Annotated in this window: 20 protein-coding genes; 11 read left to right on the forward strand and 9 right to left on the reverse strand. The window is 59.9% G+C overall.

The features are described from left to right. Positions 1–435: 435 nt before the first annotated feature. Positions 436–1,470 carry a LacI family DNA-binding transcriptional regulator gene (locus tag Q7V03_RS04560; protein WP_304924424.1) on the reverse strand — a complete coding sequence of 345 codons (1,035 nt, stop codon included), beginning with the start codon at positions 1,468–1,470 and terminating at the stop codon, positions 436–438. A 299-nt stretch (positions 1,471–1,769) separates the two neighbouring features. Here Q7V03_RS04560 and Q7V03_RS04565 point away from each other — a divergent pair, with 299 nt between their 5' ends. The 8 genes from Q7V03_RS04565 (at position 1,770) to iolG (ending at position 8,765) form a co-directional block, all read left to right on the forward strand. Continuing rightward, positions 1,770–2,786, forward strand: a complete 1,017-nt coding sequence (locus Q7V03_RS04565) for a sterol desaturase family protein (protein WP_304924425.1) — start codon at positions 1,770–1,772, stop codon at positions 2,784–2,786. A gap of 101 nt (positions 2,787–2,887) precedes the next feature. Beyond that, on the forward strand, positions 2,888–3,859 hold the full coding sequence (locus tag Q7V03_RS04570) for a substrate-binding domain-containing protein (RefSeq protein WP_304924426.1): 972 nt from the start codon (positions 2,888–2,890) through the stop codon (positions 3,857–3,859). Between the two features lie 69 nt (positions 3,860–3,928). After that, a complete protein-coding gene (locus Q7V03_RS04575) occupies positions 3,929–4,936 on the forward strand; it encodes an ABC transporter permease (protein ID WP_304924427.1) in 1,008 nt (335 codons plus the stop codon). Beyond that, complete coding sequence (locus tag Q7V03_RS04580) at positions 4,936–5,754, forward strand: ATP-binding cassette domain-containing protein (protein WP_304924428.1); 819 nt, start codon at positions 4,936–4,938, stop codon at positions 5,752–5,754. The genes Q7V03_RS04575 and Q7V03_RS04580 overlap by 1 nt, the downstream gene beginning before the upstream one ends. A gap of 95 nt (positions 5,755–5,849) precedes the next feature. Then, on the forward strand, positions 5,850–6,161 hold the full coding sequence (locus Q7V03_RS04585; RefSeq protein ID WP_304924429.1) for a MocE family 2Fe-2S type ferredoxin: 312 nt from the start codon (positions 5,850–5,852) through the stop codon (positions 6,159–6,161). A 1-nt stretch (position 6,162) separates the two neighbouring features. After that, complete coding sequence (locus Q7V03_RS04590; RefSeq protein ID WP_304924430.1) at positions 6,163–6,936, forward strand: TIM barrel protein; 774 nt, start codon at positions 6,163–6,165, stop codon at positions 6,934–6,936. 2 nt (positions 6,937–6,938) lie between these two features. Beyond that, complete coding sequence (locus Q7V03_RS04595; protein WP_304924431.1) at positions 6,939–7,748, forward strand: 3-methyl-2-oxobutanoate hydroxymethyltransferase; 810 nt, start codon at positions 6,939–6,941, stop codon at positions 7,746–7,748. 15 nt (positions 7,749–7,763) lie between these two features. Then, a complete protein-coding gene (gene iolG / locus Q7V03_RS04600) occupies positions 7,764–8,765 on the forward strand; it encodes an inositol 2-dehydrogenase (RefSeq protein WP_304924432.1) in 1,002 nt (333 codons plus the stop codon). A gap of 299 nt (positions 8,766–9,064) precedes the next feature. Here iolG and Q7V03_RS04605 read toward each other — a convergent pair whose 3' ends face one another. The 3 genes from Q7V03_RS04605 to Q7V03_RS04615 all read right to left on the reverse strand — a co-directional run bounded on the left by Q7V03_RS04605 (position 9,065) and on the right by Q7V03_RS04615 (position 13,470). Then, complete coding sequence (locus Q7V03_RS04605) at positions 9,065–10,144, reverse strand: AAA family ATPase (RefSeq protein ID WP_304924433.1); 1,080 nt, start codon at positions 10,142–10,144, stop codon at positions 9,065–9,067. A gap of 81 nt (positions 10,145–10,225) precedes the next feature. Beyond that, complete coding sequence (locus Q7V03_RS04610) at positions 10,226–10,678, reverse strand: DUF6634 family protein (RefSeq protein WP_304924434.1); 453 nt, start codon at positions 10,676–10,678, stop codon at positions 10,226–10,228. Positions 10,679–11,193: 515 nt separating this feature from the next. Next, positions 11,194–13,470: an adenosylcobalamin-dependent ribonucleoside-diphosphate reductase gene (locus Q7V03_RS04615; protein WP_304924435.1), complete on the reverse strand. Its 2,277-nt coding sequence runs from the start codon at positions 13,468–13,470 to the stop codon at positions 11,194–11,196. Between the two features lie 181 nt (positions 13,471–13,651). On the opposite strand from Q7V03_RS04615, the gene Q7V03_RS04620 reads away from it, so the two are divergent. Both Q7V03_RS04620 and Q7V03_RS04625 read left to right on the forward strand, forming a co-directional pair. Further along, on the forward strand, positions 13,652–14,077 hold the full coding sequence (locus Q7V03_RS04620; RefSeq protein WP_304924436.1) for a DUF1489 family protein: 426 nt from the start codon (positions 13,652–13,654) through the stop codon (positions 14,075–14,077). Between the two features lie 128 nt (positions 14,078–14,205). Next, entirely contained in the window at positions 14,206–15,135 is a 930-nt protein-coding gene (locus tag Q7V03_RS04625) for a DMT family transporter (RefSeq protein ID WP_304924437.1), read from the forward strand. On the opposite strand, the gene Q7V03_RS04630 is transcribed toward Q7V03_RS04625, so the two are convergent. The 4 genes from Q7V03_RS04630 to hisS are packed head-to-tail and all read right to left on the reverse strand — an operon-like array spanning position 15,136 to position 18,917. Continuing rightward, positions 15,136–15,477, reverse strand: a complete 342-nt coding sequence (locus Q7V03_RS04630) for a hypothetical protein (RefSeq protein WP_304924438.1) — start codon at positions 15,475–15,477, stop codon at positions 15,136–15,138. Positions 15,478–15,535: 58 nt separating this feature from the next. After that, positions 15,536–16,240, reverse strand: coding sequence for an ATP phosphoribosyltransferase (gene hisG / locus Q7V03_RS04635; RefSeq protein ID WP_304924572.1), 705 nt, complete (start codon positions 16,238–16,240; stop codon positions 15,536–15,538). Continuing rightward, positions 16,237–17,340 carry an ATP phosphoribosyltransferase regulatory subunit gene (locus tag Q7V03_RS04640; RefSeq protein ID WP_304924439.1) on the reverse strand — a complete coding sequence of 368 codons (1,104 nt, stop codon included), beginning with the start codon at positions 17,338–17,340 and terminating at the stop codon, positions 16,237–16,239. The genes hisG and Q7V03_RS04640 overlap by 4 nt, the downstream gene beginning before the upstream one ends. Continuing rightward, complete coding sequence (gene hisS, locus Q7V03_RS04645; protein WP_304924440.1) at positions 17,337–18,917, reverse strand: histidine--tRNA ligase; 1,581 nt, start codon at positions 18,915–18,917, stop codon at positions 17,337–17,339. The genes Q7V03_RS04640 and hisS overlap by 4 nt, the downstream gene beginning before the upstream one ends. A gap of 71 nt (positions 18,918–18,988) precedes the next feature. On the opposite strand from hisS, the gene Q7V03_RS04650 reads away from it, so the two are divergent. Further along, entirely contained in the window at positions 18,989–19,186 is a 198-nt protein-coding gene (locus Q7V03_RS04650; protein ID WP_054005744.1) for a SlyX family protein, read from the forward strand. A 15-nt stretch (positions 19,187–19,201) separates the two neighbouring features. Here Q7V03_RS04650 and Q7V03_RS04655 read toward each other — a convergent pair whose 3' ends face one another. Then, positions 19,202–19,963, reverse strand: coding sequence for a sulfite exporter TauE/SafE family protein (locus tag Q7V03_RS04655; protein ID WP_304924441.1), 762 nt, complete (start codon positions 19,961–19,963; stop codon positions 19,202–19,204). Between the last annotated feature and the right edge of the window lie 48 nt (positions 19,964–20,011).

Consider the following 20,011-nt stretch of genomic DNA (forward strand, 5'->3'; position numbering starts at 1 on the left):
CAAGGCAAGCTCAGCCGCTGCAGCCCAAAAAAAGAAGGAGTGAAACTCGCCCTTGACCCAAGCATGACCCAAAATCCATAATCAAAGGTGGGTCAATTCTCGATGAAAAACCCGGGTCACTTCTCAGTGCAAATCAACACTGTGACCTTCAGGTTATGATCCAAAACCCCAGCGATTACAATAGCTTAGGTAATTCAACAACTTACGGCGCGAGCCTTTAATTTCGCGCATTTTTCATTCCCACAGCGACGGACATTGGCGTGGTTCCACCCATACCGACCGCGCCAAATCGGCATATGCGGGTTGACGTGGCGTTGACATGCCACGTTTGCAGTAATCAAAACTCGTCAGCAACGGCAGCGCAAGCACTGTCAGCTTGGAGCGTCAAAGGCCATGCCTATTGATGTTACAGTTCCACGGAATTGAAAGTGAGCATCAGATATTTTCGCGTGTATATATTTGAAAAGGCACGATCTTCGTGTGATTTACGCCATCTTGCGGCGAACGCGTGGCGCGGACCATACCACTGATCAATGCGTCCGCTACTTGGCGCAAGGGGTGGGCGATCACCACCTTCAAAGTTCCATCAAGCAGCCCGGCGCGGGTGCTGTCCATCAAGTCATAGGCGACGACAACGAGGTCAGATGCGCGGCCCGAAGCCCGAAGCGACGCCATGGCCCCTGTTACGCCGCCGCCTGACACGAACAAAGAGGTCAGGTCGGGATTCTGTGTCAAAAGCCTATCGGTCATTTCTTCGGCAACGGCGGCGGATTCAAAGGTCGACAGCGGCTCCAGCAGGGTGAAATCGGGGGCGTGTTCGCGGAAGTAGGACCGAAACCCCGACTCATTCATTTCTTGATTACGATAGCGAGGGTTCCCCATCAGGATACCTATCTTGCCGGGTTTCTTGCAGAGGTTCTCAATGGCCCATGCCGAGGTGCGTCCGACCTTCCAGTTGTCGAGCCCGACATAATGCACCAGACCAGCCGCCGAAAGCTGCGAAATCAGGGCAAAGACCGGCAGACCCCGGTGCTGCAAGGTTTCGACGGCTTGTATGACAACAGGGTGGACGGCAGAGGTGATGCAGATCGAATCGCATTCGTCGCCCAATGCCAATGCGCGGGCAGCGGTATTCTGAGGCGACAGATCCTCCAGAAACTCAATGCGGACATCGACATCGAAGCCTGCCTCTGAAACGCTGGCTGCCGCATCGCGAATAGCCGCTGCACAGCTTTGGTAAAATTGGCGATGCGGTTGCAACAAAAGAAAGCCAAAGCGATAGCGCGGACGGCTGGCGGACACTTTGGCCTGAATAGTGCCAAGTCCGTAAAAACCAATCTTTTCTGCGGCTTCCTGCACCAGCAACCGGGTCGGCATACGGACTTTTTCGGTGCCCGCAAGGACGCGGTTCACTGTGGCAACCGATACGCCTGCGGCCTTTGCAAGATCTGGGATCGTTGGGCGGGTCATCGAAGCCTCATATCATTTCATGTCAAATTTCACCCCCATCCTGACATGATGAGACGAAATAGCCCGTGACACATCATCGCATCTTGATTTGATCTACGTCAAGATGCCAGTCTGAGGACGGGAAGAAAGCGATGCCTGTCAGCGATCTGATAGGTGCCGCAAAGGGGACTAACACCGATCATCACGAACCTTGACCGACCGCTTGCCGCGGCTCGAAGAGTGTTTCGATGCCTTGTGACAACGGCATTTGGTGGTGTGCATGAAGACTGGGCGGTTGCCTTGATGTTGGGGAGGCTGGGATGGATGATCTGAAATTCGGGACGCGTAACAAGCGTGGTGACTGGGCACCCGCTACCCCGTTGGAGATCGCTTCCAGTTGGGCTTGGCCGTTCAACCTGTCGAAGTTCCTGAAGTTCCTGATCGGCTACATCTGGCCATGGAACACGTTCCACATGGTCACCACACTGCTGTATTGGTATTATGTGATCCCCGATGTGGAGACGATGAAGACCCTAAGCTTTGGCTGGGCGTTGTGGCTGTTTGCCGTGAACGCTGCTGCGATTTTCGTGATGTACGGCTCGGTTGAGCTGTTCTGGTATGTCAAACGCAAGCAGGCCACGCGGTTCAAGTTCAACGGTAAATTCCCGGCTGACAACCCGTCCGATGTCTTTTGGTTCAAAAGCCAGAACATCGATAATTTCCTGCGGTCTTTCTTCTTTTCGATCCCGCTGTGGACTCTGGTCGAGGTGTTGTTTCTACATGCCTATGCCGTGGGTTATGTGCCGTGGCTGACTTGGGCAGATCAACCGGTTTATCTGGCAGCACTTACCCTGATGGTTCCGGTTATTCATGAGGTGCATTTTTTCTGCATCCACCGCCTGATCCACACGCCCATTCTATATAAATGGGTCCATTCGGTCCACCACAACTCGATCAACCCCAGCCCTTGGTCATCTCTTTCAATGCATCCGGTGGAGGGTTTTCTGTATCATGCTGTCGCATTCTGGCACCTGATCATTCCGTCCAATCCGATCATCGCGCTGTTCCAGCTGCACTCCGCGGGCTTTGGCGCGATCAACGGCCATATCGGTTTTGACAAGCTGGAGATCAGCGAGGACGTCGCGTTGGACAGCCACGCCTATGCCCACTACCTGCACCACAAGCATTTCGAAGTGAACTACGGCGGCGACGGCCTGATCCCATTGGATAAATGGTTCGGCTATTGGCACGACGGCACCAAAGAGGCCGAAGCCCGTATGGATGCACGTTTTCAGAAAAAGAAGGCCCGGATGAACGCCAAGGCGGCGCGCGGCTGATCTCAGAATGACACGGACCATCCCCCGCGAGGAGGCGGGAGATGGAGTTTTACGCAACGGAAACCCGTCAAAAAATGGCGGACAAAGGGAGGATACGACACATGACTTTTCTGAAAACACTTGCCAAGGTTTTGGCCACTACTGCACTGGTCAGCAGCGCAAGTGCGGCAATGGCTGCAGATATCGCTGTCATCGGCGGTTCGAACGATGATGCGTTCTGGAACATCATCAAAAAGGGCATCGACGATGCAACCCCCGGCGTTGTGGCCAATGGCGGCACCGTCAACTACCTGCGTCTGGTGAATTATGACAACTTCGCCCCTGACGTTGTGCAACTGATCCGCACCGCGATTTCGATGGAAGTCGATGGTCTCGTGATCCCGAACTGGGTGCCAGAAGCTGAAGATCCGGCGATCAAAGACGCGATTGCGGCTGGCATCACCGTGATCCTGATGAACGCAGGCGGCGCAGACAAAGCGACAGAGTTGGGCGCGATCAACTATGTCGGCTCTGACGAATATGTAGCCGGTCTGGCCGGTGGCGAGTATTTCGGCAAAGCAGGCAAAAAGAACGTTCTGTGCATCAACACTCTGCCGGGTGCGGCGAACACTGAAGCCCGCTGCAAAGGCGTAATCGAGGGTGCGGTGGCTGCTGGTGGCAAGGGCGTGCAACTGCCGCTGCCGACCACCAGCTTTGGCGATGCGACGGCTGTGGCCGAAGCCATCAAGGCCGAACTGATCAAGGACGCCACAATCGACGGTGTGATCACCATCTCGGCAGGCGATGCGGACAGCGCAGCTATCGCTGTGGCTCAGGCAGGTCAGGCAACCCCCGCGATGCTGGGCTCGTTTGACATGAACCAGGCCGGTCTGGACCGGATCAAGGGCGGCACCCAAGCCTTTGCGATTGACCAGCAGCCCTACCTGCAGTCGTTCCTGGCGGTCAGCATGCTGGCATCCGCCATCGACTTTGGCACAGATCTGCCGGTTTTCCCGGTTCTGACCGGTCCGGGCATCGTGGATGCGTCAAACATCGAGGCCACGCTGGCCGGTGTCGCCAAGGGCGCGCGCTGATCTGACGATCGGTCCGGCCTGCACATCCGCAGGCCGGACCCTTATTCCGCAGCCATTCCGGGGGCCATCATGCTTCGCAATTTCTCTTTTGGTGCCCTTGCGCGCCGACCCGAAGCCGGGGCAGCCCTCGGTCTGATCGCGGTTTTGATCTTTTTCGCTATCTTTGGCGGCCTGACCTTTTTGAAACCTGCGGGCATGGCCAGCTGGTTGAACGTCGCGGCCAATCTTGGCGTCATCGCCATTCCCTTGGGCCTACTGATGATCGCCGGAGAGTTGGACATTTCAGTGGGTGCCATGGTGCCCTTTGGCGCGCTGACCGTTGCGGTGATCTCAGGTCACTACGGCCTACCGATCTGGATCGGCATCGCCGCGTCGCTGTCTTTCGGCGTCATCGTCGGGCTGGTGAACGGCTTTCTGGTCATCCGCACCGCCGTGCCATCGCTGATCGTGACCCTTGGCAGCCTGTTTGCGGTCCAAGGCATCGTTCTGGGCCTGACAGTGTTGATCACCAAATCCACCAGCGTTGCGCTGAAAACTGAAGGCGTCGCCAAGGCGATGTTTGGCGATTTCGTTATGGGTGGCCAGATGCAGGTTATGGTGCTGTGGTGGCTGGGGCTGACCGCGCTCTATGTCTTTTACGTCCACCTGTCACCTTTCGGAAACTGGATCTTCGCCATGGGCGGCGACAAGGTGTCCGCCCGCAACGCCGGTATCCCGACCGAACGCCTGACAATGGTCCTGTTCGTGCTGTCATCCACAAGTGCCGCCTTTGTCGGCATGTGTCAGGCGATGCTTTACAACTCGGCCCAAGTCGCAGGCGGGCAGTCGTTCATCTTCAACTCGATCATTTCGGTTGTGGTGGGGGGCGTATTGCTGACCGGCGGCTTTGGATCGGTGATCGGGATCTTCTTTGGCACCATCACCTTCGCGATTGTGACCCAAGGTATTTACTACACTGATTTTGACCGCAACTGGTCGTCGCTGATCATCGGAGTGCTGCTGCTCGGTGCAGTTTTGATGAACAACACCTTCCGTCAGATGGCGCTGTCTTATGCGCCAAAGAAAGGGGCCAAGTGATGGCCGCCCCAATCCTTGCCCTGCGCGGCGTCAACAAATCTTTCGGCCCCATCGACGTGCTGCACGACATCACGCTAGAGGTTCACGCAGGCGAAGTGCTGTGCCTTCTGGGCGATAACGGCGCGGGCAAATCGACGTTGATCAAGCTTATGTCGGGCGTGCACCAACCCACCAACGGGCACATCGAGATCGACGGGGCCACCATCACCCTGCCCACCCCGCGCGCTGCGTCCGACAAAGGCATCGCCACAGTTCATCAGTTCGGCGGCACATTCCCCTTAATGTCCATCGGGCGCAGCTTTTTCGTGGGCGTCGAGAAGACCAAAGGCTGGGGGCCGTTCAAGGTTTACGACCGCAAAGGTGCCAATGACATCGCCGTCAAAGCCGTGCGCGACTTTGGCATCACGCGGATTGACGACGGCGACCGGCTCGTCGGCGGTCTGTCGGGCGGGGAACGTCAGTCGCTTGCCATCGCGCGGGCGGTGCATTTCGGTGCCCGCGTGCTGATTTTGGACGAACCCACGGCGGCCCTTGGCGTCAAGCAGGCCACCCACGTTCTGCGGATCGTGAACGAGGCGAAACGGCGCGGGTTGGCGGTGATTTTCATCACCCATCAGGTCATGCACGCGATGGCAGTTGGCGATCACTTTGCCGTGCTGATCCGCGGCGCTGTCGCGGCCGATTTCCACAAGGGCGAGAAAACCCGCGAGGAAATCACCGATCTGATGGCGGGTGGAGCCAGCATGGCCAGTCTTGAAGCCGAGATTGAAATCTACATGAACAGCCATGGCGGCCACCCGCCCCCGCCTGCGGCCTAAGCTCTCCCCGTCGGCAAGTCGGATTTCTCCCCGGCCCCGACCTTGCCCCGGCCCGACCTCCACGCGGGCCGGGGCCCCAACAACGGATCTGACACATGACAAACTGGATACGCGCCTGCGCCACGACAGATATCGATCCGGATGATCTGATCCGCTTTGATCACGGCACGCAGACCTTCATCATCATCCGCAGCGAAGACGATACCTTTCATGCCATGGACGGCATTTGCAGCCACGAAAAGGTGCATCTTTGCGATGGTCTGGTGATGGAAGGCCGCGTCGAATGCCCCAAGCACAGCGCGACTTTTGACTATCGCACGGGCGAGGCCAAAACCGCCCCAGCCTGCATCAACCTGAAAACCTTTGCTGTCAAAGTTGAAGACGGCTCTGTTTATATCGAGATTTGACATGACATTCCAACTTGCTGCCTGCGCGGAAATGCTGTGGCGCGACCGGCCCATCGAGTGGCGGGCGTCGCGTCTGAATGAGATGGGCTTTGGCGTCGGCCTGTGGAACTGGCCCGCTTGGGACTTGGCTAAGTTGGAAGCAACTGGTGCGACGTTCACTATTATGAATGGCTATCTGCAGGGCCGTCTGACCGATGCCGACGGCTGCGCGATGCTGCTGGCTTCTGCCGCCGAGACTGCCGCCGTAGGCAAGCGGCTGGGCGTGCATCGGTTGAACCTGCATGGCACGGGGCTTGGCGATATGGGCATCCCAATTCCGCAGATCGGGTCTTTTGCCCCTGGTATGGAACAGCGCGCCCGCGACACGCTGCACCGCATCTGCGATCTGGCAGATGCAGGGGGCCAAGTGTTCACTCTTGAAAACCTGAACCCCATCGACCACCCCGGTTGCCCGTTCGGGTCTACCGCCGATGTGCTGGCGCTGGTGTCGGCGGTCAACCGTCCGCAGTTGCGTATCAATCTGGACCTTTACCATACCCAGATAGGCGAGGGCGATCTAATCCGTTGGTGCGAGGCCTGCCTGCCGTGGATCGGCGAAGTGCAAGTCGCCGACAATCCGGGCCGGTGTGAACCGGGCACCGGAGAGATCAACTATCCAGGCATTGCCAAGGCTCTGAAAGCCATGGGCTATTCCGGCCCTGTGGGCATGGAGGCCAATGCGGCGGGTGATGAAGAGTTGGCTTTGAAAGCCTTCCGCAACGCATTTACGGTGTAGTTATGGTCCACAAAGCAAACCGCCCTACCGTCCACGACATGCGCGCCATGAAGGCGCGAGGGCAGAAGATTTCGATGCTTTACGTCACCTCGCTGGACGAAGCGGCGGCGGCGGATGCCGCGGGCATCCATATGCTGTCCATCGAAAGCCGCTTCTTCACGCCAGAAATGCGCGAGGCAGCGGGCAAGTGTTTCGTGCAGGTGGGCCTGCCCTTCGGCCCCTACGGCGGGCTGGCGACGGCGGAAGATTACTTGCGCGAGGCGTTCAAGTTCACCGCGATGGGAGGTGACTGTTTTTATTGCGCTGCCTCCTTGGCTATTCAGAAAGCGATGTGCGACAACCACATGCCGGTGGTCGCACATGTTGGCCTGATCCCCAGTTACATCACTTGGACTGGCTGGCGCGCGGTTGGCAAGACGGCTGATGAGGCCCGCGCCGTGTGGGACCACGTCAAGCAACTGGAAGCCATCGGTTGCTTTGGGGCTGAGTTGGAGGTTGTTCCCGACCGCCTGGGCGAGATTATTTCCCAAAACACCCCGATGATCATGCTGGGCATGGGGGCTGGCCCCGGTGCCGACGCCCAATACCTGTTCGCCGAGGATGTTCTGGGCTGCACCGACGGCCACAAGCCGCGCCACGCCAAAACCTACCGCAACTTCGCCGCCGAATATGCCCGGCTGCAGACCGAACGTGTGGCTGCGTTTGCCGAGTTCATCGCTGACGTAAACGCAGGCCAATATCCCGAACCCCGTCACAACGTCGCCATGGTCGACGCTGAGTTTTCCGCTTTCAAGGCCGATCTGGGCCTTTAACTTCAAGGACATAAAATGCTGAACGTAGCCCTTCTTGGCGCAGGCCGTATTGCCGGCGTCCATGCCACCGCCATTTCGACCAACCCCGGTTCGCGCCTTGTTGCGGTGTCTGACATCAATGCAGATGCCGCTGCCAAACTGGCCGCAGAGTATGGCGCAGAGGTGCGCACGACCGATGCCATTCTGGCTGACACATCCATCAACGCCGTACTGATTGCCACGTCGACCGATACCCATTCGGACTTGATCGAAAGCGCCACAGCAGCAGGCAAGGCCGTGTTGTGTGAAAAGCCGGTGGACTTGTCTTTGGCCCGTGCGCAGGCCTGCCAGAAAGTCGTGGCCAGCAACGGCCGTCCGGTGATGATCGGCTTCAACCGCCGCTTTGACCCGAACTTTTCGGCATTGAAGGCGGCCTTAGACAAGGGCGAAATCGGCAAGGCCGAACTTCTTTCGATCACTTCATTCGATCCTGCCCCGCCGCCGGTGGCCTATATCAAGGTATCGGGTGGGTTGTTCCGCGACATGATGATCCACGACTTCGATATGGCCAACTTCATCTTTGGCGCGGTTCCGGTCAGCGTCTCGGCAACGGGATCTTGCATTGTTGACCCAGCCATCGGTGCGGCTGGCGATGTTGACACCGCAGTCGTCACTCTGTCCTACGCAGACGGAAGCATTGCCGTCATCAAGAACTCTCGCCGCGCCGTCTATGGCTATGATCAACGCGTTGAACTGCTGGGTTCTGAAGGATTGCTGCAGGCGCAGAACATGCTGGAAAACACCGTCGTGAAATCGACCACTGCGGGGGTAACCGGGGCCAAGCCGACCTATTTCTTCCTTGAGCGTTATATGCCCGCTTATCGTGCCGAATGGGCCGCCTTCGTCACAGCAGTTGACGCTGGATCTGCCCTGCCAGTGACACTTGCGGACGGTGTCGCCGCCCTTGCGATGGCTGAGGCCGCAACCCTATCGCTAAAGTCAGGGGCGCCCGTACACATAAAAGACATCGTCGCATAACATGCGTCACTGAAGCAGTCTTCCCCTTGAAAGACGCGGCGACCAGCATCCTCTCAACGTACCTTTGCCAACACGTCTTCAGGAACCGCCTCGTCCAGTAGGCCGCTCATCGAGGCGCGCATCACTTTCCAGCCTGACGCCGCACTCGGCGCGAAACACCGTCTTTTGTCGATAAGTCGGTGTTTAGATGTCGAAGGTCACCCGCCGATGGCGAAGTTGAGGATCTCCGTGACACCGGTCGTCGTCGCGCCGGTATCCCGATCCTCTTTTTATGATGGCTACTGAAGAGGCGGCCTCCGCTACAGTCTCTCGGCGTTTTCCAACAGCCGGATAACTCTGCGCAGATCTGGCTGGTGGCCCTGGGCCACCGCCCAGTCGAGTGTTGCGCAGATCGCCTCGACCGATGCGTCGGAGAGGCCGCGCGTTGCGCCTTGGCGTCGAGCGAAGGCGAGGCGTTGCGCATTTGATGGCCCTTGCAATTGCATCGGCGGACACCGGCTGAGCAGCGGTTCGGGCAGATGTCGCCAGTCGTTCGCGGTCAGTATCCAAGCGATCCAACTCATATCGAAGCCCACCTCGAAGTAGGGACAGCTCCACGTCCGTGCCGTCATCGGCTCAAGCAACGGCAGCAGCGCATCGGTCAGGGAGAAGCTTTGGCCTTTGTTGGATTTAGCAAGTCCGGCTTTCTCGACCTCGTCGACAATGACGACGGGGTTGGCAACCAACCTTGCAAGGATCAGCTTCATCAGCCGACCCGGCGCGGCATTGCCCCAACCACGCTGGCTGCCCACCAGACCGAAGCTAGCGTTCTCGGCTGTTGCCTCCAGGGTCATGCCCGGCACACCAATCAGGTGGGCGAGCTGTCTGGCCCAATGGCTCTTGGCTATCCCCGGTGGTCCGACAAGCAGCAGCGGGCGAATACGGATGCCTGACTCGCCGGTCTGCACCGAGCGCCGCAGACTGTGCCATATCTCCTCGGTGGCCCTACCCAGCCACGGGAAGCCGTCATGAAGTTCTGCCGCGATCTCGTCGGCGCGGTGTTCGGACGGGAGAGCGACCAATTCGACGCCATTGTGCAAAACGTCCAGACGCTTGCGGTCCTCGGTCTTCATGCGGCCCAGCGGCGACCGCTGGCTGGCGCATGCGCTGATAGAGGCGGCCCTCCGGGCGATGCGCTGCGACTTCTTCCACGGTATCTCGATGTGGCGGGTGATAGCCTCGAGCTGACCCTCGGTCGCGTCGTTTTGCTGCTTTGGGAACTCCAGACCGGCCTTCCGTGCGAGCAGGCCATGCTGATGTCGCGCCAAACGTTGCTCGATCCGGGTTCGCGACATATTAGGGTCAGGGAAGGCGGCGTCGATGAAGGGGATGCGGCGCATTATATTTCTCTCGGCATGATGAGCCCGCCGGGCGGTTGGCGCCCGTACGGATTGATGTGTGGAGTGCAATTATGTCGGACGTCAGTCCTGACGCGCGGCCCTCGAAAGGCGTCGGATGCTGTCGATGCGGGTGGCCAGCAAGCGGGCAAGCAGTTCAGAATCGTTGAGCGGGGTGTACCCCGGCAGGTCGAATACAATCACGCCGACCGCCAAGTCGATCTTTTCGAGATCGCGCACCAGATTTTTCTCGACCTGGCCGAATGCCGTGCCAAGCTGATACCAGCGGCTCAAAGAGCGGGCCCAACCGGCCTCGGCATCCAGCGCGATCAGCGCCGAGGTCGTGATCATGTCATCGCCGAGGCGGGGGTGGCCAGACGCGCGGCCCCAGAGGATCGGCATGCCGTACCGGCTCAGCATCGGTCGCCAGAGCTCAAGCCTTGGTGCAGTCGCAATGTCGGCTGCGGAGGGTCCGGCCTCTGCTGAATTGATCGCCAGAAGGAACTGGTCGAGGGTCGTTCGGTCGTTGGGTGTCATGGGATGGTCCATCGTTGAAGGCAAGCGGGAACGGCCCGCGGCAAGATCGCGGATCACTCTTGGTGTCGGTGGGGGACGGAGTTCAGCTGCGGGGCGGGCCGTTCATATGCGGGATGGCTAGTGCGGAACGGAGGGCATTCGAGCCGCTGGAGCGTTTCATACTGGACCTTCCCTGTCTGGCCAGCATCGCACTCCGCCAGCCCGTTCGCCTGTTGCAGTTACGGAAACGTCAGCCGCTCTTCCCGGTCAGCCGTGAAGGCCATGTCCAAAGGGAACGTTCCGCCGCCGTCTCGTCGGGCCAAGAAGACCGCGATCCGGCTCTTGGTCAAGTCGCCCTCAAGCGCCACCACCCCCCGAAATGCAGAACGCCGCCCCTCGGGACGGCGTCTGACGATTCTTGCAAATTCAACGGCTTATGGCGAGGTGGACAAAAATGACCGCGCAGGTGGACAACTATTCAGCCAGTTTGGCCAAGGTTCGGCTGTCGAAACAATCACCTTAGCCGCATTTGGCCCTCAGCCACATTTAGAATGACCGCAATCCGAACAGGTCATGCAGCCCTCTTTCATCTGTAAGGCATAGCCACCACAGCTTGGGCAAGCCTTGCCCTTGGGCCGCTCTCCCACAGCCATCACCTGCATCTGCGGGTCGGTTTTCAGCCCCATTCCCTCACCCTCGATGAAGCCAATCGAGACCAGATGCCGCTCAATCACCCCACCGATCGCCGCCAGAATAGACGGAATATACCGTCCCTCCATCCAAGCCCCGCCACGCGGATCGAACACGGCTTTCAGCTCCTCGACCACAAACGAGATATCCCCGCCACGCCGGAACACCGCCGAGATCATCCGCGTCAAAGCCACGGTCCAGGCGAAATGCTCCATATTCTTCGAGTTGATAAACACCTCAAACGGCCGCCGATGCCCGGCAATGATGATGTCATTGATGGTGATATAAAGCGCGTGCTCGGACCCCGGCCATTTCACCTTATAGGTCTGCCCCTCCAGCGCCGCAGGACGGTCCAGCGGGTCGGTCAGATACACCACCTCGCCGCCCGCAACCATCGCGGGCGCCTCAGCCGGAACCTGATCCGTGCTTTCCGAAACCGTCAGCACCGACCCTGTCACCGCATTGGGCCGGTATGTCGTGCAGCCTTTGCAACCCTGATCCCAAGCGGCCATATAGACCTCTTGGAACGCCTCAAAGCTGATGTCTTCCGGGCAGTTGATCGTCTTGGAAATCGAGCTGTCGATCCACTTCTGCGCCGCCGCCTGCATCCGCACATGGTCCAAGGGCGGCAGGGTCTGCGCGTTGACAAAGTAATCCGGCAACGCCGCATCACCCTTCAATTCCCGCCACAACCGCACTGCGTAATCGACGACTTCTTCCTCGGTCCGCGAGCCGTCTTTTTGCAGAACTTTGCGGGTGTAGGCATAGGCAAACACCGGCTCAATCCCGCTCGACACGTTCCCTGCATACAAAGAAATCGTCCCGGTCGGCGCAATCGAGGTCAGCAGGGCATTGCGAATCCCATGCGTGCGGATTGCATCGCGCACGTCATCATCCATCTGCATCATATTGCCCGATGCGAGATACGGCTCGGCCTCAAACAGCGGAAACGCACCCTTTTCCTTGGCCAGATCGACAGACGCCAAATAAGACGCCCGCGCAATCGCATGCATCCAATCCTCGGTCTGGCGGGCGGCCTCAACCGAGCCATAGCGCAAGCCGACCATCAGCAAAGCATCGGCCAGCCCAGTCACGCCCAGCCCAATCCGCCGCTTCGCTTTCGCCTCAGCCTGCTGCTCTGGCAACGGAAAGCGGCTGGCATCCACCACGTTATCCATCATCCGCACGGCCAACCGCACCAGATCATCCAGCGCCACCAGATCCAGCTTGGCACCCTTGGTAAACGCCCCCGCCACCAGCGTCGGCATGTTGATCGACCCCAGCAAACACGCGCCATAAGGCGGCAATGGCTGCTCCCCGCAGGGGTTGGTGGCGGCAATCGTCTCGCAATAGCCCAGATTGTTGGCCTTGTTGATGCGGTCGATGAAAATCACGCCGGGTTCGGCAAAATCATAGGTGTTGCGCATGATCTTGTTCCACAGATCGCGCGCTTGCAAAGTGCGGTAGACCCGGCCCTGAAACACCAAATCCCAAGACCCATCGGCCTTGACCGCATCCATGAACGGATCGGTGATCAGCACTGAAAGGTTGAACATCCGCAGCCGGGCGGCATCCTTCTTGGCTTCGATAAACGCTTCCACATCCGGGTGATCGCAGCGCATCGTCGCCATCATCGCCCCGCGACGCGACCCCGCCGACATGATGGTGCGACACATCGCATCCCACACATCCATGAACGAGAGTGGCCCAGAGGCATCCGCAGCCACACCCTTCACTTCCGCCCCACGCGGCCGGATCGTGCTGAAGTCATAGCCAATGCCGCCACCCTGCTGCATCGTCAGCGCGGCTTCTTTCAGCGCATCAAAAATTCCGCCCATGCTGTCGGGCACAGTGCCCATAACAAAGCAGTTGAACATCGTGACATTGCGGCCTGTGCCAGCACCTGCGGTGATCCGACCGGCTGGCAGATATTTGAAACCTTCCAAGGCGGCATAGAACCGCTCCTCCCAAACCGCAGGTTCCGCCTCAACCTCAGCCAAAGCCCGGGCGATTCGCCGCCAGCTGTCTTCAACTGATCCATCAATCGGCGTACCATCCTGCGCCTTTAGGCGGTATTTCATGTCCCAAATCTGCTCGGCAATAGGGGCTGCAAATCGCGACATGAGGGCGGTCCTTCCTGTGGGGGCATCGAATAAGGGGTGACTGTTAACGGCAACCGACGCGGCGGGCAAGGCGACAGAATGCCCATCTGGCATATTGTGTCCAGCACAACACATTTGAACGAGCAAGCCTTGAGCCTACCAGATTTAGCTCTATTCTACATCCTCAAAGTTCGAGGGACTCATGGCGCTCAACATCCTAAAACTCAGCGTCGGAACCGAGTCGGTCGATGACCTCACCCAATGGCACCGCGCCCATGCCCATGTTTGGGCACCCGGCACCACCGAACATGTCACAAGGATGTGGCCAAAGCGCGAGGAAGAAATCCTAAACGGGGGCTCGCTCTACTGGGTGATCAAAGGCGTGATCCAAGCCCGCCAGCGCCTTGTCGGCCTCGCCGAGCGTCGCGGCCAAGACGGCATCCTGCGCTGTGCCCTGGTGCTCGACGCGGAACTCATCCGCACCGAAAACGCCCTGCGCCGCCCGTTTCAAGGCTGGCGCTACCTCGATCCCGCCGAATCGCCGCGTGACCTGCCGAAAACCCGCGTCCAAGACGATACCCTGCCGCCAGCCCTCGCCGCCGCCTTGGCAGAAATCGGCCTGCGCTAACCCGTCCAATTTGACTAAAATTTGCTTTCACATTGGCCCAAATACTCCACGGGGTTTGGGGGTGTGAAACCCCAAATTCCACCACCTCCACCCTTCCCTTCCCCCAAAATCCGCGCCACAACCCAGATATGATCAAACGCCCGCTCTGGCTTGTCGCCGCTCCCGTCCTGTTTTTGCTGCTGTGGTCCGGCGGCTTCGGCATCGCCAAACTTGGCCTGCAACATGCAGAACCCCTCACCCTACTGGCCTTACGCTACAGTTGCGTTCTGGCCCTGCTGCTGCCGCTCGCGCTGATCCTCCGGCCGCCACTGCCGAAAACCAAACGCGCTTGGGCCGATGTCGCCATCACCGGCTTTTTGATCCAAGTCGTCTACTTCGGCCTCTGCTGCATCGCGTTTAAATCCGGAGTCTCGGCGGGCGGCGTGGCGATCATCGTCTGCCTGCAACCGATTCTCGTCGCCCTCGCAGCCCCTTACACCGTCGGCGAAGCCACCTCGCGCCTCGGCTGGATCGGCCTCGCTCTGGGCCTTGCAGGGGCAGCCATCGCCATCCTGTCACGCTCCAGCCTTCAGGCCGAAAACCCCTGGGGCATCCTGCTTACATTCGGCGCGCTGTTGGGCATGACAGGCGGCACGCTTTATGAAAAACGCTTCGGCGTCAGCCAACACCCGATCACCGCCAACCTGATCCAATACGCCACCGGCGCCGCCTTCACCCTGCCCGCCGCCTACCTGACCGAAGGCATGGCGGTGCGCTGGTCGCCCGAATTCCTGCTGATCCTCGGGTATCTGGTGATCGGCAATTCCATCCTTGCGATCAGCCTCTTGCTGGCAATGATCCGTGCCGGAGAGGTCGCCCGAGTCTCGGCGCTGTTCTACCTTGTGCCCGCGCTGTCTGCCCTGTTCGCATGGCCGCTGCTGGGCGAGGCGATGCCGCCCTTGGCATGGGCAGGCATGGCATTGGCGGGTCTGGGTGTGGCTTTGGTCAGCAAAAAATCTGGGGTCAGCAAAAAATCTGGGGTAAACAAAAAGTCGGCCCTTTCCAAGCCAGAGGCCTGATCACCAGCCGCCGGGATTGCCCGGTTTGATTTTGCCGTGGCCTTCTTCGCCCGCTTCGCTCATCCAGATCACCTGCGCGCCACTGATCGCAACCGACCAGCACACTTCCGGGTCTTGACCATAGGTGAAGCACATTTTATCACCCTTCACCGCCCAAGCCCCGGTGTAGTCCGCCGCGTGCAAACTGCCATCGGGGGCATAGAACTCGGCATAGCCGCCCGAGGCCACCATGCTGCCAGTCACGGTATTGCCGACCAGCGCCGCGCGAATCGCATCGCCCTTTGCCAAATCGGCCGCCAGCGCGGGCGAGGCCATCAGCATCAGCGGCAGAATATAGCGCACGGGGGCCTCCTCAGGTTAGGGGTGAGAGTTAACCCTTCGCCCCCCAAGGTCAAGCGGCTTAAATGCGCGGCAGTATCAGACCAAGTTGCGTCGCCAACCGCTCCAGCACGCCACGCGCCTGCGTCCAATCGGCCCCACGGCTGGCAAACAGCACCGCCTGACTTTGCAAGATCACGCTGTCAGACAGGATTTTCAGATGGTTCGCCCGCAGCGTCTCGCCCGACGAAGTTATATCCGCAATCGCTTCGGCCGTCAGGTTCTTCACTGTGCCCTCAGTCGCGCCCTGACTGTCGACCAGTTGATAATCCGCCACGCCCTGCGCGGTCAGAAACTCGCGCACCAGCCGATGATATTTGGTGGCAATCCGCAACCGAAAGCCATGCACAGCGCGAAATGCCGCCGCCGCTGCGTCCAGATCATCCACCGTATCGACATCAATCCAGCAGCTTGGCACCGCGATGATCAGATCGGCATGGCCAAAGCCCAAAGGCGAAAGCTCCGCCACCTGCACATCCCAATCCGCCAGCTTGTCGCGCACAAGGTCACTGCCAGTCACGCCCAGATGAATCCGCCCCGCCGCCAATTCACGCGGGATTTCCCCCGCCGACAGCATCACCAGCTCCACGCCGTCAATGCCCTCAACCGCGCCGGAATACTCCCGCTCCGCCCCGGTTTGCCGCATCGCAACCCCGCGCGCGCCGAACCACTCGAAGGTCTTTTCCATCAACCGGCCCTTCGAGGGCACCCCGATCTTCAACATCAGATCGCCCCCTTCAAGGCCGCCACAAGATGCGGCCGAATGATCCCGCCCACCGCCGGAATAGACCGCCCCGCCCCCAGCACCGCCGTCAGCGCATCATACCGCCCGCCCGTCGCCACCGCAGGCATCCCGTCCGCGTGAAAGCTGAACACAAAGCCGTCGTAATATTCCATCGAGGTCCGCCCAAGGCTCGCCTCAAACGCCAGCGTGTCCACCGCCACACCCCGCGCCCGCAGCGCTTCCAACCTATGCGCAAACCGATCCACCGCAGGCGCAATCGCGGGCAACATCGGGGTAATCCCGCGCAAATGCCCCAAAGCCGCCCCGGCCGGGGCCTGCAGCCCCAACAAATCGTACAGCAACGCTGCTTCAGGGGCCTTGATCGGTGCCGCCTGCGCATCCTCAATCAACGCCTGCGCCCGCGCCGCAATATCCTCGGGCGCGCGCAGCCCAATGAACGCCCCCGCCTGCGCGATCAACTCGTCAGGCGCACCGCCCGCCAACCGCTCCAACAATGCCACCCGCCCCGCAGGCACCGCCGCCCGCCCGGCAAACCGATCCAGCAAAGCCCGGAACCGCTTTGGCCGCCAGATATGCCGCAACAACGCCGCCCGCCGCCGCTCGGTCGTCTCCAGCCCCCGCACCGCCGCCATCAAGATGCCGATGTCGCCCGTCACCGCACGCAAACCCAGCCCGCTGACCAACCCCGCAAACAACGCAAACACCTCGGCATCCGCCGCCTCGGGGGCCGTGCGATCAAACACCTCAAAGCCAACCTGCAAATACTCGCTCGCCCGGTTGCCCAAGTGTTCCTGCTTGCGGAAAACCTCGCCCATGTAGCAATAGCGCGCCGGGTCCGCGCCATCGGCCATATGCGCCTGCACCACCGGCACGGTGAAATCCGGCCGCAGCATCATCTCGCCGCGCAACGGGTCGGTGGTGACATAAGCCCGCGCCCGAATATCCTCGCCATAAAGATCCAGCAGAGTCTCGGCCGGCAGCAGCAAATCCGCCTCAACCGCCACGGCCCCCGCCGCCTGAAACGCCGCAAACAGCAGCGAAGCCTCAGCCCGGATCGCCGCCTTGTTGCCAGGCTGGCTCATTGCCCCAGCATCTTCCGCACCGCCGCCACCAGATCACCGCGCGGCACTTCCACCTGCGCAGGCTGGTCTTTCCATTCCTCCAGCGTCGCAGATTGCGCAATCTTCGCGCCCAAAATCAGGTCTTTCAGGATCACAACACCCTTCTCGGCCTCGTTCCCACCCTGAATAACCGCAATCGGCGACTGCCGCTTATCGGCATATTTCAACTGGTTGCCGAATTGCTTAGGGTTGCCGAGATAAACCTCCGCCCGGATGCCAGCCGCGCGCAACTCCCCCACCATCCCCATATAATCCGCCATCCGGTCACGATCCATCACCGTCACGACGACAGGCCCCGCCGTGTCCGAGGCCCCACGCCCCTTAGCAGCCAATGCCGCCAGCAACCGATCCACCCCAATCGAGACACCAGTCGCAGGCACCGCCTGTCCGGTAAAGCGCTTGACCAGATCGTCATATCTCCCCCCGCCCGCAACCGAGCCGAACGACCGCTTCCGGCCCTTCTCGTCGAGGATTTCAAAGGTCAGTTCCGCCTCGTAAACCGGGCCCGTGTAGTAACCGAGGCCACGCACGACGCCGGGGTCGATGACGATGCGGTCGGGGCCGTAGCCTTGCGCATTCAAGAGCGTTGCGATTGTCTCCAGCTCATCCAGTCCGTCTCGCCCTATTTGACTAAGCCCTACAACGCTTCTCAAATATCCAATTGTAGTAGCATTTCGGAAATGTGGAGAAAGCGAGGCCTCAAACATTGGATGGCTTGGCCCGCTGTCTTCAATTTCCGCAATTGCTCGAGCAATCGAACGCGGAGCAGACACGAATGTCATGACTGTTGCGGCTTGGTGGGACGTTAGGCCCGCCCCTGCGGTAAAATCGCCGCTCTCATCTTCACGACCAGAAGTAAGCAATGACATTACGCCATCTTCCCCAAGCCGATCGATCTTATCAATCGCTCGAAGCACAATACCACGCTCACGCGAAAACCGGTCCGGGTCAGAAGCGTCCAAAACCCCTGCGACTTCCATCACCCCGTTCAGCACCTTGCGGTTGTTGACCTTCACCACATAGTCACCGCGCGGGATGCCCACGATCTCCAACGCATCCGACAGCATCGCACAAATCTCGGCATCGGCGGCCACACTCGCCGACCCCACCGTATCCGCATCGCATTGATAAAACTGCCGGAACCGCCCCGGTCCCGGTTTCTCATTGCGCCACACCGGACCCATCGCATACCGCCGATACGGCGATGGCAGGTCGTTGCGATACTGCGCCGCCACCCGTGCCAAGGGCGCGGTCAGGTCATAGCGCAACGCCAGCCAATCGGCATCTTCATCCTGCCAACCAAACACACCTTCATTCGGGCGATCCACATCGGGCAGGAACTTGCCCAAAGCCTCGACGGTTTCCACCGCCGAAGTCTCCAGCGGATCAAAGCCATAGCGATGATAAACCTCGGCAATCTTGTCCAGCATCGCCTTGCGGGCGGTGACCTCCGCGCCAAAGTAATCGCGGAAGCCCTTCGGGGTTTCCGCGCGCGGGCGGCGCGCCGCTTTCGGGGCGGGGGTTTTGTCATTTGCCATAGCTTACAGCCTTCGCTTTTTCTCGCGCTCCGTGTAACGGATGGGGGCATCCGCAGCAAGCAGGGGACGATATGGACCGCACCGAAGCCCTAGAAGAACGCATCGCCCATTTGACCCGCGCCGTCGAAGACCTGTCGGATGTGGTCGCCCGGCAGTCGAAAGACCTAGACCGCTTGCTGCGCCTGACCCAGCTTTTGGCCGAGCGAGAGGCCGAGCGTGAAGGCCCCGGCCAAGCCCCCGAAGCCAACGTCCGCCCCCCTCACTGGTAACGGGCGCATTGGTGATTACATCGTCGCCAACCGATAAACCGCCACGCCCAGCGCGAACAGCCCGACCGCAATCGTAAGCGGCCTGCGCGGGGCCATCTTCGCCAGATATCCGCCAAAGAACGCCGCAGGCAAGCCACCCAAAGCCAGCCCGAACACTGTCATCCGCACTTGGCTCCAGTCAGTTTCCTCACCCCACCAGCCGAAATAATACGCCACGCCCAGCGCGGTAAACACCACGAAGCTGACAATAAATTCCGAGAAATTCGTCGAGCCAATCGCATAGCGCGACTGCACCCCCGAGCCGAGCAGCCCGGTGTTCACAATCGGCCCCCACGATCCGCCGATGCCCTCAATAAGGCCGCCCGCAAAGCCAATCGCCTGAAACCGCCGGGTTTTCACCACTTTGACGGCGATGCCATAGATGCCACGATAGACGATATAGCTGCCCATCAGCACCAGATAGCCGTTGACCAGATACTGCAAAGCATGGCCCTTCAGCCCCGACAGCAGCGTCGCCCCAACTATTCCACCAATCGACCCAAACACCGCCAGTGCCCCGACAATCCGCCAGTCAATATTGCGATGATACAGGTTCGACAGCGCCGCCGTCCCCCCGGTGGGCAGTTTCGCCGCATTGACCGAGGCCGAAACCAAGGGCGGCGGCACACCCTGCGCCAGCAGCACGGCAGACGAGATCACCCCAAAGCCCATGCCCAATGATCCATCAATCAACTGCGCAATGAACCCGATGAGCATGTAGTCCCAAATGCTGTCCATGCTGATTCCGCCCCTTAATTACGACAATTTCCGTAGATATTTACTTAT

Origin of the sequence: Cypionkella sp., assembly GCF_030652235.1 — a bacterium.
Classification (GTDB): domain Bacteria; phylum Pseudomonadota; class Alphaproteobacteria; order Rhodobacterales; family Rhodobacteraceae; genus Cypionkella.

Excerpts from the sequence above, each read along its gene's own strand:
- Q7V03_RS04595 (WP_304924431.1), top strand. The coding sequence starts at position 6,939 with ATGGTCCACAAAGCAAACCGCCCTACCGTCCACGACATGCGCGCCATG.
- Q7V03_RS04655 (WP_304924441.1), bottom strand. The coding sequence starts at position 19,963 with ATGGACAGCATTTGGGACTACATGCTCATCGGGTTCATTGCGCAGTTG.
- Q7V03_RS04605 (WP_304924433.1), bottom strand. The coding sequence starts at position 10,144 with ATGCGCCGCATCCCCTTCATCGACGCCGCCTTCCCTGACCCTAATATG.
- Q7V03_RS04585 (WP_304924429.1), top strand. The coding sequence starts at position 5,850 with ATGACAAACTGGATACGCGCCTGCGCCACGACAGATATCGATCCGGAT.
- Q7V03_RS04625 (WP_304924437.1), top strand. The coding sequence starts at position 14,206 with ATGATCAAACGCCCGCTCTGGCTTGTCGCCGCTCCCGTCCTGTTTTTG.
- Q7V03_RS04640 (WP_304924439.1), bottom strand. The coding sequence starts at position 17,340 with ATGAGCCAGCCTGGCAACAAGGCGGCGATCCGGGCTGAGGCTTCGCTG.
- Q7V03_RS04620 (WP_304924436.1), top strand. The coding sequence starts at position 13,652 with ATGGCGCTCAACATCCTAAAACTCAGCGTCGGAACCGAGTCGGTCGAT.
- Q7V03_RS04610 (WP_304924434.1), bottom strand. The coding sequence starts at position 10,678 with ATGACACCCAACGACCGAACGACCCTCGACCAGTTCCTTCTGGCGATC.
- Q7V03_RS04590 (WP_304924430.1), top strand. The coding sequence starts at position 6,163 with ATGACATTCCAACTTGCTGCCTGCGCGGAAATGCTGTGGCGCGACCGG.
- Q7V03_RS04560 (WP_304924424.1), bottom strand. The coding sequence starts at position 1,470 with ATGACCCGCCCAACGATCCCAGATCTTGCAAAGGCCGCAGGCGTATCG.
- Q7V03_RS04615 (WP_304924435.1), bottom strand. The coding sequence starts at position 13,470 with ATGTCGCGATTTGCAGCCCCTATTGCCGAGCAGATTTGGGACATGAAA.
- Q7V03_RS04565 (WP_304924425.1), top strand. The coding sequence starts at position 1,770 with ATGGATGATCTGAAATTCGGGACGCGTAACAAGCGTGGTGACTGGGCA.
- Q7V03_RS04570 (WP_304924426.1), top strand. The coding sequence starts at position 2,888 with ATGACTTTTCTGAAAACACTTGCCAAGGTTTTGGCCACTACTGCACTG.
- hisS (WP_304924440.1), bottom strand. The coding sequence starts at position 18,917 with ATGGCAAATGACAAAACCCCCGCCCCGAAAGCGGCGCGCCGCCCGCGC.
- Q7V03_RS04575 (WP_304924427.1), top strand. The coding sequence starts at position 3,929 with ATGCTTCGCAATTTCTCTTTTGGTGCCCTTGCGCGCCGACCCGAAGCC.
- Q7V03_RS04580 (WP_304924428.1), top strand. The coding sequence starts at position 4,936 with ATGGCCGCCCCAATCCTTGCCCTGCGCGGCGTCAACAAATCTTTCGGC.
- iolG (WP_304924432.1), top strand. The coding sequence starts at position 7,764 with ATGCTGAACGTAGCCCTTCTTGGCGCAGGCCGTATTGCCGGCGTCCAT.
- Q7V03_RS04650 (WP_054005744.1), top strand. The coding sequence starts at position 18,989 with ATGGACCGCACCGAAGCCCTAGAAGAACGCATCGCCCATTTGACCCGC.